Below are 15,565 nucleotides of genomic sequence, written 5' to 3' on the forward strand. Positions count from 1 at the left end.
CGGGCCGTGCGAATGGGACCAGTCTACGGACGTGGCGGATCGCGCAGGAGAAGTGCCATCGCCTCGACGTGATGGGTCAGCGGGAAGGCGTCGAGGCCACGGACCTCCGCGAGGCGATAACCGGCGCCGACGGCGGTCGCGACGTCGCGGGCGAACGACGCGGGGTCACAACCTACGTGGACGATCGTGGCTGGACCGGCCGCCACGACCGCCTCGATGACCGCGCGTCCGGCGCCGCTGCGCGGCGGGTCGAGGATGACTGCTCCGGGCGCGGGCAGAGCGTCGATCGCCGACGGGTTCACCGCCGACCGGTGCGTCCGGACCTGCTGGCCCTCGAAGACTGCGTCAGCCGCGCCGAGTGCGGCCGCATCGGTGTCGACAACACACACCTGTGCCGCGCCCGCGTCCAGTGCTGCACCGGCAAACACGCCCGCACCGCCGTAGAGGTCCCACACCACCGCGCCGTCCACCCGGTCGGCCAACCAGTCCGCTGCGATGCCCGCGAACACCTCCGCGGCTCCACGGTGGGCCTGCCAGAACGCCCCCACCGGCAGCTCCCAGGTGCGATCACCGACGCGGTAGCGCGCACTTCGACCGCCGACCAACGTTCGCGGCGGGAGTTGTACCGGGCGCGCGGCCCGACGCCGCTGGGCCTTGGCCCGCCTGCTACCCCGACCGCCTGCGCGGGCGTCGGTCGGTGTCGGCTTGGCGGCGATCTCGGCGAGATGGATGCCACCGAGGTCGTCGTGGACGGCCAGTACTTCCGAACCCGGCTCCAGGTCAGCGGTCGGCAGTGCCTCGAGAGCGTCGGAGAGCACAGGCTCCAGGGCACTGCAGCGCCGCGCCACGATCGCGTTGCTGTGGACCGCGCGGAATCCGACCGCCCGATCGGCGTCGACGCCCAGGCGGGCGCGGATGCGCCACCCGTGTCCCGACTGCTCGCCGGGCAGCGCCTCGACGACGAGCCCCGCGGGCGGCTCGAGTGCTCCGATGCGCGTGAGTGCGTCGGCCAGGATCGTCGTCTTGGCCGCCCGGATGGCGTCAGCCGTGCCGAATGCCAGATCGCAGCAACCCGCCCCCGCCGCCGCGGCTGGACATGACACCGGTGTCCGGTCGGGCGACGGCGAATCCACCGCCACCGTGGCTGCCCGCCAGAACGACGCATGCGAGGTATCGGTGATCTGCGCCCGCACCGTCTCGCCGGGCAGCGCCCCGGTGACGAAGACGACGCGCCCGTCGACGCGGGCCACGCCGGCACCGCCATGGGCCAGGCCGGTGATCTCGCAGCGCAGTTCCCCGTGCGCGTCGGGTTGAGCCGGCACTAGGACCCCACGCCCCGGCGGGTCTCCCCCGGCGCGACGTAGTGGGGTGCGTCCTTCAGACGGTCCGACGATCGCAACAGCCACGGCACCGAGGTCACCATCACACTCGGTTCGAACAACAACCTGCCCTTGAGACGCAGTGCGGACTGGTTGTGCAGGATCTGCTCCCACCAGTGACCGACCACGTATTCGGGGATGAACACCGTGATGACGTCGCGTGGGTTGTCGCGGCGCACGCGACGCACGTAGTCCAAGACCGGCCGCGTGATCTCGCGGTAGGGCGACGCGATGACCTTGAGGGGCACGGTGATGTCGCTACTCTCCCACTCGGCGACCAGCTTGCGGGTATCGCGGTCGTCGACGTTGACGGTGATCGCCTCAAGTGTGTCCGGGCGCATGGCGCGCGCGTATCGCACGGCGCGCCGGGTCGCCAGGTGCAGCGACGAAACCAGCACGATCGAATGGGTGCGCGGGGGCAACACCTCGTCCTCGTCGACGGCCTCGTCCAACTCCTCCTGCACCGTCCGGTAGTGGCGGTGAATCAGCTGCATCAACCCGTACAGGACGGCCATCGACACAACGGCGATCCACGCACCGGCGACGAACTTCGTGATGAGGACGACGACGAGGACCGTCGCCGTCATGACCAGCCCGATCGCGTTGACGACGCGCGAGCGCCGCATCCGCCCGCGGGCGGCAGGGTCTGATTCGACGCTCAGCAACCGCGTCCAATGCCGGACCATCCCGGCCTGGCTGAGTGTGAACGACACGAACACGCCGACGATGTACAGCTGGATCAGTGCGGTGACCTCGGCCTGGAAGACCAGGATGAACACGATCGCGGCCAGCGCCAGGAACACGATTCCGTTGGAGAAGGCCAGGCGGTCGCCGCGGGTGTACAGCTGGCGCGGCAGGTAGCGGTCCTGCGCAAGCACCGAGCCGAGGACCGGGAACCCGTTGAAAGCGGTGTTGGCGGCCAGCATCAAGATGAGGGCCGTAGCGATCGCCACCACGTAGAACGCCGGCGTGAATCCGCCGAAGACGGCGTGGGCGAGCTGGGCGATCATCGAACTCTGCCGGTAGCCCTCGGGAGTGCCGGTCAGCTCGGTGGCCGGATTGGCGACGTACTTGACCCCGGCTTCACGCGCCAGCAGGACGAGCCCCATCAACAGCGTGATCGAGAAGGCGCCGAGCAGCAGCAGGGTCGTTGCCGCATTTCGGGATTTGGGTTTGCGGAACGCCGGCACTCCGTTGCTGATGGCCTCCACACCGGTCAGCGCGGCACAGCCCGACGAGAAGGCGCGCGCCAACAGGAACACCATGGCGAATCCCGCCCAGTGCCCGGGTTCGGCTCGCACACCGAAATCTGCGGTCTCGGCGTGGATGCCGGAGCCGAAGAGCACGCGCCCGAAACCCCATGCGAGCATCACCACGATGCTGACGATGAACAGGTAGGTCGGGATGGCCAGGAATGCGCCCGATTCCCGCAATCCGCGCAGGTTGACCGCGGCGAGCAGCACGATCGCCCCCACGGCGAACCACACCTTGTGGTGGTGCACCAGGTCCACCGCGGATCCGACGTTCTCGATCGCCGAGGCGATCGATACCGCGACGGTCAGCACATAGTCGACGAGCAGAGCGCTGCCCACGACCAGGCCCGCGCGGGGCCCGAGGTTCACGGTCGCCACCTCGTAGTCACCACCGCCGGACGGGTAGGCGTGCACGTTCTGGCGGTAGCTCGCCACCACCACGGCCAGGACCACCGCCACCGCGAGCGCCACCCATGGTGTGTAGGCGTACGCGGTGAGACCGGCGACGGACAGCACCAGGAAGATCTCCTGCGGCGCGTACGCGACCGACGACATCGCGTCCGAGGCGAAGACCGGTAGCGCTATCCGCTTGGAGAGCAGCGTCTCACCCAGGCGGTCACTGCGGAAGGGACGGCCGACGAGCAGGCGCTTGAGCGCGACCGGCACCTGGGACAGGGAGGACACCACGCTCACATTAGGCCGATGAGTGTACGTTCATCAACGTGCGGATAGTCATCATGGGTTGTGGCCGCGTCGGGGCCTCCCTCGCCGAGGCGATGGCTCGCCGTGGGCACAGTATTTCGGTGATCGATCGCGACCCTGCCGCCTTTGCGCGGCTGGGGCCCGACTTCACCGGGACGACGACGGTGGGGCTCGGTTTCGACCGAGATGTGTTGACCCGCGCGGGAATCGAGACGGCGGACGCTTTCGCCGCGGTGTCCTCGGGCGACAACTCCAACATCGTGGCCGCCCGCGTCGCCCGGGAAACCTTCGGCGTGGGGCGCGTCGTCGCCCGCATCTACGACGCCGGCCGCGCCGAGGTCTACGCACGGCTCGGCATTCCGACGGTGGCGACAGTGCCGTGGACCACCGAGCGCTTCGTCGCCGAGCTCGACGACGACGGTGACGCGGTCGCCTGGCGCGACCCCAGCGGCAGCGTGGACCTCATCGACCTCGACATCGACGAATCGTGGATCGGGACGTCGGTGGCGCGGTTCGAGGAGGAGACCGGGTGCCACATCGTCTTCCTCAACCGTGTCGGGCGGGCCATTCTGCCCGAGGCACGGACCGCACTGCAGGACGAGGACATCGTCTACGCCGCGGTGCGCTCCACCGACCGCGCGGCCGTTCGCGCCGCTGCCGCCGCACCCCGACCGGCACACGACTGAGCACCGGAGGACCCACACCGTGAAAGTCGCCATCGCCGGAGCCGGCGCCGTCGGACGATCCATCGCCCGCGAACTGCTCGCCAACCGCCACGAGGTCACGCTGTTCGAGCGGGAGGCCCGCAATGTCGACCCCGACGCCGTCGTCGGTGCCGACTGGGTGACCGGCGACGCCTGCGAGCTGGCGAACCTCGAACGCGCCGACCTGCAGGACTACGACGTGATGATCGCGGCCACCGGCGACGACAAGGCCAACCTCGTCGTCGCCCTTCTCGCCAAGACGGAGTTCGCGGTGAACCGCGTCGTCGCCCGCGTCAACGACCCGCGCAACGAGTGGCTGTTCGGCGAGGACTGGGGCGTGGATACGGCGGTGTCCACACCGCGGATCCTGGCCTCCCTCGTCGAAGAGGCCGTCAGCGTCGGCGACCTCGTCCGGTTGATGACGTTCCGTCAGGGCCAGTCGAATCTGGTCGAGATGACGCTGCCCGACAACACACCCCTGGCCGGGCGGCCGGTGCGCAAGCTGACACTGCCGCGCGACGCTGCACTGGTGGCCATCTTGCGCGGGAACCGCGTGATCGCACCGCAGCCAGACGACTCAGTGGAGGGCGGCGACGAACTGGTCTTCGTCGCTCCCGAGGACGTGGAAGGCGACCTCAAGGCGGCGATGCACCTGGAGTGAGCGGGTCTCACTCCACCACGTGCTCTTGCGAGTCCTCCGCGGCAGGCTCTTCCAGCGTCTCTTCCGACTTCTCGGCGCGGCGCACCAGCAGGATGGTCGCGAACACCGCCGCGATCGTCAGGGGCCAGCCCATACCGATACGCGTGGCGGCGAGCAGACCGGTGTGCCCGGTGTCGTAGAGGTGCGACTGCACCAGGTAGCGGGCGATGAACACCGCAGCCCACACCGCGGTCGCCAGGTCGTAGGCGATCAGCGTCGGCCGGTGCGCACGCCACTGCGTGCCGGCGCCGTTGACGAGGTTCCACACGACACCGATCAGGGGCCACCGGACGATGATCGAGACGACAAGCACCGCCGAGTAGACGAGCATCGTCCAGATGCCGAACAGGAAGTAGCCCTTCGCGTCGCCGGTGCGGTGCGCGATGAACGCGCAGATCGCCACCCCGATGAAGCCCGACAGTGCCGGGCTGAGGTCCTCTCGGCGCACCAACCGGTACACGAGGATCGCCGTTGCCGTGGCAAGCGCGGCGATGATTGCCCCGCGCAGGCCGAACCAGGCATTGGCGGGGACGAAGACGAGAATGGGAAGCGACGAATAGACCAGGCCGGACACGCCACCCATCTGCTCGAGCAGCGTGCGGGTCGGCGCCTCGTCGTCAGAGTCGTCGGCGTCGTCGCCGATTGCCGCACCGTCCCCGATCCGCGACTCAGTCACCGGCAAGCTCGTAGTAGGGGTTGAAAATCATCTTGGTGCCGTCGTGCTCGGCCACCCGGCCGCTGACCCACAGCTTGCGCCCGGGTTCGATGCCGGGGATCCGGTTGCGCCCCAACCACTTCAACGTGACGGTGTCGGTCCCGTCGAAGAACTCCGCGACCACGCCGGCTTTGGCATTGGCCGAACACGTCTGCACCGAGCGGAGTTCGCCAAAGATGCGGACCCGCTCCCCTCGCGAGCACTCCGACGCGCATTGCGCGCCGTGGGAGCGAGACTCGTCGGCGATCTCCGCCGCATCGGCGACTTCGAGGTCCTCGACGAGCCTGCGCGTCATCCGCCGCAGATAGCCCGCTGTGGCCATCACACCCCCTGGGCGAGAGAATTCCTTACGTTTGCGTTGCCCAGGGTAAACCTTGCGGGAGGATCACGTCATGCCCAGTCCGTTGGTCGCGATGGCCGGCACCGGCTCCGACGCCGACTACGTCGTGCGGGCGTTCGGACCCGCCGCCCGCCAGGCCGGGCGCGAGCTGGTCGCGCTGCAGCCGGGGGCCGACCTCGTGGACGACTACGTCCGCGCCCTGGACGCCGCCGCCGACGAGTACGGCCCGATCCTCGTGGGCGGGGTGTCCATCGGCGCCAGCATCGCCACCGCGTGGGCCACTCGCGCCGGCCCGCAGCGCTGCGCGGGCGTATGGGCGGCCCTGCCCCCGTGGTCCGGGTCGCCGGCCGGCAGTCCTGCGGCGGCCTCGGCCAGCGCCACCGCCGATGCGATGGAGCGCGACGGACTCTCGACCACCATCGAGACCATGGCTGCTGGCAGCCCGCGATGGCTGGCCGACGAGCTGACTCGCTCGTGGACCGCCCTGTACCCCGGTGTCATCGGGCAGTTGCGCGCCGCCGCCGGCCTGGTCGGGCCCGACCCTTCACTACTGGCCGGGCTGGCCGTGCCGCTGGCCGTCGTCGTCAGTGACGACGACCCGATCCACCCGGCCGCGGTAGGCCTGCAGTGGGCGGCGGCCGCACCCCGAGCCGCCGTGCGGCGGACCACCCTTGATCAATGGGGCCACGAGCCCGCGGTGTTGGGCCGGTTGGCTACGCAAGCCTGGGCTGACGCCGTCGCGCGCTAAGTGTGGCCAGCTACCAGCGCCGCGACCGGTTGCGCAGCCGCTGCATCGCCGTGCCCCGCGACACACCCGACGACGAGCGGCCCGACGGGTTCGCCTCCTGCACGGTTTCGGCGTCCTCGGCCCCCGGTGCGGCGTCATCGGCAAAATCGGCGGGCAGGTCGTCGATCGAGAGCTGACCGTCGTCGACCATCTGCTGCTGGGCCACGCGCACCTGCTGGGCGAGGATCGACGGCAGGATGAGCGGCAGCGGTTCGCGCGGCGGACAGGGGTCGGCTCCGCGACGGACGACCGATTCGGCGAGGACCGCGCGCGCCAGCTGCGCGAGCTGGTCCGTCGTTTCCGGCGGCCCGCTGGCCACGCAGCGGACCATCCAGCGCGGTCCGTCGACGCCGATGAAGCGGTGCGTCTCGTCGCCGGGAACTTCGGCGACGAGTTCGCGGCCCCAATGCCCGAACTCGGTGCGCGTGGACGCGCCTTCGGCTCGCACGGACTCGGCCAGTTCGCGCACGACCTCGCGCCACTGGCCCGGTGACCTCGGCGCCGCGTAAGCGGCCACGCTCACGCGCCCGACCGGGGTGAGCAGGTAGACCGCCTCCGGCTCGTGCTCGACCGACATCTCCACACTGACCTGGCCGCCCTCGACGACCGGGACCAGCACCGACCCTAGGTCCAGGTGCGAATTGGCCAGTTCTTCGGAGGTGGTCGCCAAGTCTCCAATGTCGTAGGGGCCGCCCGCTTCACCGACCCGCGCCGTCGCCGTCATCTCGTCAATCCTTCCGATACCGGCCTAGAGGGCCGCGTGTCCACCGCTCGACCCGTATCCACCGGCCCCACGGCTCGTGTCATCGAGCTCGTCGACTTCACACAGGTCGGGCAGTTCGACGCGCTGCACCACCAGCTGCGCGATCCGATCGCCCCGCTTGATGACGATCGGCTCATCCGGGTCGAGATTGATCAAGCAAACCTTGATCTCGCCGCGATAGCCCGCATCGATCGTGCCCGGCGTGTTGACGATCGACAGGCCCGCGCGCGCGGCCAGTCCCGAGCGCGGGTGGATGAGGCCGACGGTGCCGTGCGGCAGTGCTACTGCGATCCCGGTCCCGACCAGCTGGCGGCGCCCGGGAGCCAACTCGGCATCGGTCGTCGAGTACAGGTCGACGCCGGCGTCGCCGGGGTGGGCCCGGACGGGCAGCGGAAGGTCCTTGTCGAGGCGCTTGACTCGCAGCGGGACGGAGGGGGCGGGTGACGCGATTCGATCGGGCACAACCGCAGACTACGCTGAGCGGCGTGACTAGTGACGCCCAGACTCTTCGATACGACGAACGGCTGTGGGTGCCCCTCTGGTGGTGGGGTGCGGCGGCCGTCGTCACCGTGGTCCTCGGCTACGAGATCCGACTCGGTGCCCACCGCGCGGCCTGGAGCTGGTGGGCGTTCCCGGTCGTCGCCCTCGTCTTCGCCGCCCTGTTGGTGTCGATGGGCCGCCACCGCGTACGCGTCGGTGGCGACGGTGAACTACTCGCCGGTGGCGCCCGCCTGCCCCGTTCGGTCGTCGGTCGGGGTGCTTCGGTCCCGGCGAGCGCAAAGAGCGCGGCCATGGGCCGCCAACTCGACCCGGCCGCGTTCCTGGTCCACCGCAGCTGGGTCGCTTCGATGGTCCTGCTCGTCCTCGACGACCCGGACGACCCCACGCCGTACTGGCTGGTCTCCACCCGTCACCCGGACAAGGTGTTGGCTGCGATGGGCATCGCCGACGCCCGTCTCGACGGCACCCCCGAATCCCCCGTCCACGTCGAGCCGCAGGGACGCGGCATCCTCGGCGCCGTGGCCGCCGCCACGTTCCCGCCGTTTCTGTGGTTGATGTTCCGCATCCCGCCCGAATCGATCCACGGCCTGGTGTCGCGTCTCATCCGGCTGGTCGGCACGCTTCCCGGACTCGGCCGACTCACCGGTGGTGTTCTCGTCGTCGACGACCCGATCTTGCGCCAGGACGTGCTGGGCACGACCTTCCCCGCACCGATGGGCCTGGCCGCCGGATTCGACAAGAGCGCCGCGGCCGCACGCTCGTGGGGGCCGCTGGGATTCGGATACGCCGAGGTCGGGACGATCACCGGCCAGGCCCAACCCGGCAACCCCAAGCCGCGTCTGTTCCGACTGCCCGCCGACCGCGCCCTGGTGAACCGGATGGGGTTCAACAACCCCGGCGCCGACGCGGCCGCCGCACGTTTGGCCCGCGCTCGCCGCTCACCGCGAACCCACTCGGTGCCGATCGGGGCCAACATCGGCAAGACCAAGGTCGTCGACCTGGCGCAGGCCGCAGACGACTACACCCATAGCGCCGCAACCCTCGGCCCCCTGGCCGACTTCATCGTCGTCAACGTCAGCTCTCCCAACACGCCGGGCCTGCGCGATCTGCAGGCCGTCGAGGCGCTGGCGCCGATCTTGGCCGCAGTGCGCGCCGCCACCGACCGCCCGGTGCTGGTGAAGATCGCCCCCGATCTCGCCGACGACGACGTCGATGCCGTCGCCGACCTGGCCGTCGAAGCGGGTTTGGCCGGCATCGTCGCCACCAACACGACCATTTCGCGCGATGGCCTGCAGTCGCCGGCAGCACAGGTGACCGAGGCCGGGGCGGGTGGCCTGTCCGGGCCACCTGTCGCGGACCGGTCCCTGGAGGTGCTGGCACGCCTGCACGCACGCGTCGGCGACCGCCTGGTGCTGGTCAGCGCCGGCGGTATCGAGAACGCCGACGACGCCTGGGCGCGCATCCGTGCCGGGGCCACCCTGCTGCAGGGCTACACCGGGTTCATCTACGGCGGACCGCTGTATGCAAACCGCATCCACGCGGGCCTGGCGGCCCGGGTGCGCGGCGCCGGCTTCGCGTCGATCGCCGACGCCGTCGGCACGGCTGCGCGCAACACCCGGTCCTGACCAACGCGACGCCGGGCTATCCCGCGGCCGGCTCCTCGTAGGTGCCCACGATCACCGCACGGGCGATGGCATGTCCGAACAGGTTGAACCCCAGATAGGCGGGAGTGGCGCCCTCGGGCAGGCCCAGCGACTCCACGTCGAGTGCGTGCACGGCGATGAAGTACCGGTGCGGGCCGTGCCCGGCGGGCGGGGCGGCGCCGACGAAACGGCGGCCCGACGCGTCGTTGGCGAGGGTCACCGCGCCGGCGGGCAGCGAACCCGGCTCACCGTCGCCGACCCCGGTGGCCAGTGAGGTCACCGACGCCGGGATGTCGGCGACCGCCCAATGCCAGAAGCCCGACGCGGTGGGCGCATCGGGGTCGTACACGGTGATCGCGAAACTGCGCGTCTGCTCCGGGAAGCCCGACCAGCTCAACTGCGGCGACGCATCCTCACCGCCCGCGCCCATGATGCCGCTGACCTGCGGCTTGGCCAACGGGGCGCCGTCGGTGACGTCGGTCGACGTCAGCGTGAACCCGGGCAGCACGGGTAGCGCGGCGTACGGGTCGTAGGTGCGGGTGGAGTCGGACATGGGGCGATCACCTCTCGATGGGTTCAGCTGTGCAGGAGGAAATGCTCGAAAACCTTGGTACCGAACAACACTGAGTCGACGGGTACCCGTTCGTCAACCCCGTGGAACAGGGCGGAGAAATCGAGGTCGCGCGGCAGCTGCAATGGGGAGAATCCGAAGCACCGAATGCCCAACTTGGCGAACGCCTTGGCATCGGTGGCTCCCGACAGCATGTACGGCACGGTGCGCCCGTCGGGGTCGTGGGCCAGGATCGCCGCGTTCATTGCGTCGACGAGGCGCCCGTCAAAAGTCGTCTCATACGGCTCCAGGCGGGTGATCCACTCCCGTTCGACGTTCGGACCCAGCAACGCGTCGATCTCCGCCTCAAAGGCCGCCTGTCGGCCGGGCAGCACGCGGCAGTCGACGACCGCCTCCGCGTGCTGCGGGATCACGTTGGCCTTGTATCCGGCGCTCAGCATCGTCGGGTTGGCCGTGTCGCGCAGCGTCGCACCGATGACGCGCGCGAACCCGCCGATCTTGTGGAGTGCTGTCTCCAGGTCGGGTGTGTCGACGCCCAGATCCAGGCCGGTCTCCTCCGACACCGCGGCCAGGAACTCGCGCACCGCGTCAGTGAGGACCAGTGGGAAGCGGTGGGCACCGATCCGGGCGACGGTCTCCGCCAGCGCGGTGACCGCGTTGTCCTCGTGCAGGAACGACCCGTGCCCGGCGATGCCGGTGGCGCGCAGCCGCATCCACGAGACGCCCTTCTCAGCCGTCTCCACCAGGTACAGGCGCTTGTCGCTCCCATCGGGCCGGTCGACGGTCAGGGAGAAGCCGCCGACCTCACCAACGGCCTCGGTGACCCCGTCGAACAACTCCGGACGGTTCTCAACCAGCCAGTGCGATCCCCACGTGCCGCCGGCCTCCTCATCGGCGAGGAAGGCGAACACCAGCTCACGTGGCGGTACTGTGCCCTCCCGACCGAATTGGCGGGCCAGCGCCAGCGTCATCCCGGCGGTGTCCTTCATGTCGACGGCGCCGCGCCCCCAGATGTAGCCGTCGGCGATCGCACCGGAGAACGGGTGCACCGACCAGTCCGCCGCCTCGGCGGGCACGACGTCGAGGTGGCTGTGCACGAGCAGGGCGCCCGACGTGCTCGCCGGATCGCCCGGCAGGCGCGCGAAAACGTTGCCCCGGCCCGGCTGACCGGACTCGACGTAGGTCGTCTCATACCCGGCCTCGGCCAGCTGATCGGCGACCCAGTGCGCGCACTGCGCCTCCCCCTTCGTGGTCTCCGGCTCGCCGGTATTCGACGTGTCGAAGCGGATCAGTTCGGCAATCAGGTCGACGACTTCGTCGAGGGCGCGGGGGGTGTTCACACCTCCATTATGCGAATTTGGGTAAACCGCGCGTCCTCGGTTAGGGTTATCCGGCACTCGTCCGAGTGGCGGAATGGCAGACGCGCTAGCTTGAGGTGCTAGTGCCCTATTAACGGGCGTGGGGGTTCAAGTCCCCCCTCGGACACAACAGCTTTGCCCACCTGGGCGCGGCGCGCTTCGATCGATCGCCCGCCCCAATCGATGCATCAGCCGTGGATCAACCATCATGAGTCGACGTTCGACGGCTGGCGCGTAACGCGGACTCCCTGATTTCGGCACTGAGATTTCCCCGACGCTGTGCGATTCCGCCGGGTTTCCGGTGAATGCGCGTTCTTACCCGGCAACCGTGATCGCAGCGTGATACGTTCCCCGCACTGTGACACGCGTCATCATCTGGGGGCGGCAAGTGCTCGTCGCAGTAGTCCTACTACACAGGGAGTTTCTCGATGAGTAAAGAATTGTCCCTCGACACCGCGGCAGCGGTGTCGAGGCTGCGGAGTACGAGGGGGGGGGGAGGACTTCGCGTTCTAGTCGCTTTGGCGACGTTGATCGCGCTCCTATTCGTCTCTGCTTGCGGTCCCGACAAGAGCGATAGCGGTTCAGGTACAGACGCACCATCGCAGGGTGAGGTATTCCTGACCCCGGCCAATGCACCGGGACCCGATGCGTTCAGCGCCGCACCATTGGCACCACAACCCAATCCGGCCGTGGCGCAACCGGTGACCGAGCCCAACGCGCGGGTCGACGTACCCAAACCTCCGCCGGCAACAGCCGCCCCCGCCGGCGGCCCCGGCCTCTACGGCGGCACCAATGACAACAGCCTCAATGACCCACAAGGCGTCATCGACTTCTTGGCCGCCAATCCCGACAAGGCCAAAGCCTGGGTCGATGCCCTCAACAAAGACCCCGAACTCCTCGTTCCCGGAGGCCTTCCGCTCACGGTGGAGAAAATCCCCGCCTACATCAATTCCTTGGTGGGGGTGATCCTGATGACCGACACGCGCGTGACCAATCACGGATTCAAGAACGGTGTGGCCAACCCGTTCCAAGCAGTCCTGCAAAAGGGCACCGCGGTACTCGTCGATGCAAAGGGCGTGCCACGCGTCCGCGGCTTCTGCGGAAATCCCCTCATTCGCCCGAAGGCCGTCAGCACCAAGGTCGTCTACGTGGGAAACCGCTGGGCCGACTTCAACCTGACCAAAATCACTGTCATTCAGTCCTCCACGACGATCTTGACGTCACTCCAAGTCGTCAACATCTCGGCCATCAACACCAATGTCGAAAACCGGCTGTATATCAATATGCCGTGCTTCTACCAGTTGATCACCATCTGGTTCCCGCCGCCCACGTTCCCCGGCCGGATACCACCACCGCAACAGCCGCAGCGGACACCGCCGCCGCAGCAGCCGCCCGCGGAGGGCGAGTACCCGCCACCACAGGAGCAGCAGCCGCCGACCGAAACGCAAGAGCGACCGCCGACCGAGACGCAAGAACAACCGCCTGCTGAGCAGCACCACGAACCGCCTCCGCAGCAACAGGAACCGCCGCCGCAGCAGCAAGAACAGCCACCGAGCGGTGGGGAGAGCTTCAAGTAATTAGCAACTGACCTCGCGCGCCTCGGTTGTGATCCCCCGCCGCCAATCGGCGGTGCCCGATCACAATCGGGGCGCGCGAGTCTCGTTCAGGATCGGTCGAAGGCGGCGAGGATCTCGGCCGCACCGAGTGCGGGGGTCAATTCCCCCGCATCGATGCGCGCTTCAATGCCTGCTCGGGCCGCATCGACAGCCGGATCTGCGTCCAACCGCGCCAACAGGGCGTCGTGGACCATCGTCCACATCCAGTCGACCTGCTGGCGGCTGCGGTGCGAGTCGAACCGGCCGTCGGCGACCATCGCTTCGCGGTGGCGCTGCACCGCCGCCCAGTACTCGTCGACGCCGGTGTCCTCCAACGCGCTCATGGTCAGTACCGGCGGTGTCCAGAACGCGTCGTGCGGGTAGATCAGGCCCAGTGCACCGCGCAGCTCGCGGGCGGCGGCGCGTGCCTCCATGATGTGCTTGCCGTCGGCCTTATTCACAACGACGACGTCGGCGAGCTCCAACACGCCCTTCTTGATCCCCTGTAACGAGTCACCGGTGCGCGCCAGGGTTAAGAAAGTGAACGTGTCGACCATGTTGGCAACCGTCACCTCCGACTGCCCGACGCCGACTGTTTCCACCAACACCACGTCGTAGCCGGCGGCCTCGACCAGCACGATCGTCTCCCGCGTCGCCTTGGCGACACCACCGAGCGTGCCGGCCGTCGGGGACGGTCGGATGTAGGCGTCGGGATGGGCGGCCAGCCGGCCCATGCGCGTCTTGTCGCCGAGGATCGATCCGCCGGTCCGCGTGGATGACGGGTCGACGGCCAGCACCGCGACGCGATGCCCCTGCGAGATCAGGTACATCCCGAGCGTCTCGATCGTGGTCGACTTCCCCACCCCGGGGACGCCGGTGATGCCGACGCGGAACGACTTGCCCGCATGCGGCGTCATCGCCAGCAGCAACTCCTGGGCACGGACCCGGTGCTGCGGGTTCGTCGATTCGACGAGGGTGATCGCGCGTGCCAGATCGGCGCGGCGCCCCGCCAACACCCCCGCACCGAGTACCTCCGGATCGGTACGGTCCGAAGCAGGAGGCACTACTTCGCGCCCGAGAGCTGCAGCCCCAAGCTGTCGGCGAGCTTGGTGATCAGTTCCACCGCAGAGTCGGCGATGACCGTGCCAGGCGGGAAGATGGCCGCGGCCCCGGCCTCGTAGAGCTCGTCGAAATCGCCGGGTGGGATGACCCCTCCGACGACGATCATGATGTCGGGCCGGCCGACCTCGGCGAGCGCATCGCGCAGCGCCGGCACCAGGGTCAGGTGGCCCGCGGCCAGCGACGAGACGCCGACGACGTGGACGTCGTTGTCGGCGGCCTGGGCGGCCACCTCTTCCGGCGTCGAGAACAGCGGGCCCACGTCGACGTCGAAGCCCAAATCTGCGAACGCGGTGGCGATCACCTTCTGGCCGCGGTCGTGTCCGTCCTGGCCCATCTTGGCGACCAGGACGCGCGGGCGGCGGCCCTCGGCCTTGGCGAACGCGTCGACGATCGCCGTCGCGGCGTCGATGCTGCCCGATTCTCCCGCCTCATGGCGATACACACCGCTGATGGTACGGATCTGGGCCTGGTGGCGCCCGAACACCTTCTCCATCGCGTCGGAGATCTCACCGCCGGTGGCGCCGTGCCGGGCCGCATCGATGGCCAAAGCCATCAGGTTGTTGTCCAGGTTCGAACCGCCGGCCTCGCCCGCCGCCCGGGTGAGGTTGGCCAACGCGGAGTCCACCGCGGCCTGATCGCGGTCGGCACGCAGACGCGCGAGCTTGTCCAGCTGTTCGGCACGCACCTTGGAGTTGTCGACCTTGAGGACGTCGATCTCCTCGTCCTGCGCGGGACGGTACTTGTTGACGCCGACGAGCGGCTGGTGACCGGAGTCGATCCGGGCCTGGGTGCGCGCCGCCGCCTCCTCGATGCGCAGCTTCGGCAGGCCCTCGTTGATGGCCTGTGTCATGCCGCCGGCCTCTTCGACCTCGGCAATGTGCGCCCGAGCTCGTTCGGCGAGCTGCGCGGTGAGCCATTCGACGTAGTACGAGCCAGCCCACGGATCGATCGGGCGCGTCGTCCCAGACTCCTGCTGCAGGAGTAGCTGCGTATTGCGGGCGATGCGCGCGGAGAAGTCGGTCGGCAGCGCGATCGCCTCGTCGAGTGCGTTGGTATGCAGCGACTGCGTGTGCCCCTGGGTCGCGGCCATCGCCTCGACGCAGGTCCGTGCGACGTTGTTGAACACATCTTGGGCGGTGAGCGACCAGCCCGAGGTCTGTGAATGCGTGCGCAGTGACAGGCTCTTGGCCGACTTGGGATCGAACTTCGCGACCAACTCACTCCAGATCAGGCGCGCCGCGCGGAGCTTGGCGACCTCCATGTAGAAGTTCATCCCGATGCCCCAAAAGAACGAGAGGCGCGGCGCGAATTTGTCGATGTCGAGGCCGGCAGCGAGGCCCGCGCGGATGTACTCGACGCCGTCCGCGAGTGTGTAGGCGAGCTCGAGGTCGGCCGTGGCTCCGGCTTCCTGGATGTGATAGCCGGAGATCGA

Annotated in this window: 15 protein-coding genes, 1 tRNA gene and 1 pseudogene; 7 read left to right on the forward strand and 10 right to left on the reverse strand. The window is 68.9% G+C overall.

Going from position 1 to position 15,565, the window contains the following annotated elements; genetic code table 11:
• Positions 1-23: 23 nt before the first annotated feature.
• Entirely contained in the window at positions 24-1,322 is a 1,299-nt protein-coding gene (locus B4L26_RS12860) for a class I SAM-dependent RNA methyltransferase (RefSeq protein ID WP_290719254.1), read from the reverse strand.
• Positions 1,322-3,316, reverse strand: coding sequence for an APC family permease (locus tag B4L26_RS12865; RefSeq protein WP_290719274.1), 1,995 nt, complete (start codon positions 3,314-3,316; stop codon positions 1,322-1,324). Before B4L26_RS12865 ends, B4L26_RS12860 begins: the two co-directional genes overlap by 1 nt.
• Positions 3,317-3,354: 38 nt before the next feature.
• Here B4L26_RS12865 and B4L26_RS12870 point away from each other — a divergent pair, with 38 nt between their 5' ends.
• Positions 3,355-4,020, forward strand: a complete 666-nt coding sequence (locus tag B4L26_RS12870; protein ID WP_290719256.1) for a potassium channel family protein — start codon at positions 3,355-3,357, stop codon at positions 4,018-4,020.
• 19 nt (positions 4,021-4,039) lie between these two features.
• Positions 4,040-4,699: a potassium channel family protein gene (locus B4L26_RS12875; protein WP_290719257.1), complete on the forward strand. Its 660-nt coding sequence runs from the start codon at positions 4,040-4,042 to the stop codon at positions 4,697-4,699.
• Positions 4,700-4,706: 7 nt separating this feature from the next.
• Here the strand turns inward: B4L26_RS12875 and B4L26_RS12880 are convergent, their stop codons facing one another.
• Together B4L26_RS12880 and B4L26_RS12885 are read right to left on the reverse strand one after the other, a co-directional pair.
• Entirely contained in the window at positions 4,707-5,381 is a 675-nt protein-coding gene (locus B4L26_RS12880) for a DUF3159 domain-containing protein (RefSeq protein ID WP_290719276.1), read from the reverse strand.
• 25 nt (positions 5,382-5,406) lie between these two features.
• Positions 5,407-5,775 carry an OB-fold nucleic acid binding domain-containing protein gene (locus B4L26_RS12885; RefSeq protein WP_290719258.1) on the reverse strand — a complete coding sequence of 123 codons (369 nt, stop codon included), beginning with the start codon at positions 5,773-5,775 and terminating at the stop codon, positions 5,407-5,409.
• A gap of 70 nt (positions 5,776-5,845) precedes the next feature.
• On the opposite strand from B4L26_RS12885, the gene B4L26_RS12890 reads away from it, so the two are divergent.
• On the forward strand, positions 5,846-6,541 hold the full coding sequence (locus tag B4L26_RS12890) for an alpha/beta fold hydrolase (protein WP_290719260.1): 696 nt from the start codon (positions 5,846-5,848) through the stop codon (positions 6,539-6,541).
• 10 nt (positions 6,542-6,551) lie between these two features.
• On the opposite strand, the gene B4L26_RS12895 is transcribed toward B4L26_RS12890, so the two are convergent.
• Both B4L26_RS12895 and dut read right to left on the reverse strand, forming a co-directional pair.
• A complete protein-coding gene (locus B4L26_RS12895) occupies positions 6,552-7,304 on the reverse strand; it encodes a DUF3710 domain-containing protein (protein WP_290719261.1) in 753 nt (250 codons plus the stop codon).
• A 24-nt stretch (positions 7,305-7,328) separates the two neighbouring features.
• The gene (dut, locus tag B4L26_RS12900) at positions 7,329-7,805 is read right to left on the reverse strand and encodes a dUTP diphosphatase (protein ID WP_290719262.1); all 477 of its coding nucleotides are present in this window, start codon (positions 7,803-7,805) and stop codon (positions 7,329-7,331) included.
• 23 nt (positions 7,806-7,828) lie between these two features.
• Between dut and B4L26_RS12905 the strand changes: the two are divergent.
• Positions 7,829-8,269 (forward strand): annotated as a pseudogene (locus B4L26_RS12905) (DUF3093 domain-containing protein); the annotation flags it as partial.
• Positions 8,270-8,350: 81 nt separating this feature from the next.
• Positions 8,351-9,469: a quinone-dependent dihydroorotate dehydrogenase gene (locus B4L26_RS12910; RefSeq protein ID WP_290719278.1), complete on the forward strand. Its 1,119-nt coding sequence runs from the start codon at positions 8,351-8,353 to the stop codon at positions 9,467-9,469.
• Between the two features lie 16 nt (positions 9,470-9,485).
• Here B4L26_RS12910 and B4L26_RS12915 read toward each other — a convergent pair whose 3' ends face one another.
• On the reverse strand, positions 9,486-10,040 hold the full coding sequence (locus B4L26_RS12915; protein WP_290719263.1) for a YbhB/YbcL family Raf kinase inhibitor-like protein: 555 nt from the start codon (positions 10,038-10,040) through the stop codon (positions 9,486-9,488).
• A 23-nt stretch (positions 10,041-10,063) separates the two neighbouring features.
• Positions 10,064-11,398 carry a M20/M25/M40 family metallo-hydrolase gene (locus B4L26_RS12920; protein ID WP_290719264.1) on the reverse strand — a complete coding sequence of 445 codons (1,335 nt, stop codon included), beginning with the start codon at positions 11,396-11,398 and terminating at the stop codon, positions 10,064-10,066.
• Between the two features lie 59 nt (positions 11,399-11,457).
• Between B4L26_RS12920 and B4L26_RS12925 the strand changes: the two genes are divergently transcribed.
• Together B4L26_RS12925 and B4L26_RS12930 are read left to right on the forward strand one after the other, a co-directional pair.
• Positions 11,458-11,543 (forward strand) — tRNA-Leu (locus B4L26_RS12925).
• Positions 11,544-11,934: 391 nt separating this feature from the next.
• Positions 11,935-12,993 (forward strand): DUF6777 domain-containing protein, encoded by a 1,059-nt coding sequence (locus B4L26_RS12930; protein ID WP_290719266.1) that lies wholly within the window; start codon positions 11,935-11,937, stop codon positions 12,991-12,993.
• Positions 12,994-13,079: 86 nt separating this feature from the next.
• Here B4L26_RS12930 and meaB read toward each other — a convergent pair whose 3' ends face one another.
• Positions 13,080-14,075: a methylmalonyl Co-A mutase-associated GTPase MeaB gene (meaB, locus tag B4L26_RS12935; RefSeq protein WP_290719268.1), complete on the reverse strand. Its 996-nt coding sequence runs from the start codon at positions 14,073-14,075 to the stop codon at positions 13,080-13,082.
• The coding region (locus B4L26_RS12940) for a methylmalonyl-CoA mutase family protein (protein WP_290719269.1) at positions 14,075-15,565 on the reverse strand (1,491 nt) is incomplete at its 5' end. The genes B4L26_RS12940 and meaB, both read right to left, overlap by 1 nt.

The organism is Gordonia sp. UBA7599, assembly GCA_002477755.1.
In the GTDB taxonomy this organism is placed as follows: Bacteria; Actinomycetota; Actinomycetes; order Mycobacteriales; family Mycobacteriaceae; genus Gordonia.

Excerpts from the sequence above, each read along its gene's own strand:
- B4L26_RS12890 (WP_290719260.1), top strand. The coding sequence starts at position 5,846 with ATGCCCAGTCCGTTGGTCGCGATGGCCGGCACCGGCTCCGACGCCGAC.
- B4L26_RS12885 (WP_290719258.1), bottom strand. The coding sequence starts at position 5,775 with ATGGCCACAGCGGGCTATCTGCGGCGGATGACGCGCAGGCTCGTCGAG.
- B4L26_RS12895 (WP_290719261.1), bottom strand. The coding sequence starts at position 7,304 with ATGACGGCGACGGCGCGGGTCGGTGAAGCGGGCGGCCCCTACGACATT.
- B4L26_RS12915 (WP_290719263.1), bottom strand. The coding sequence starts at position 10,040 with ATGTCCGACTCCACCCGCACCTACGACCCGTACGCCGCGCTACCCGTG.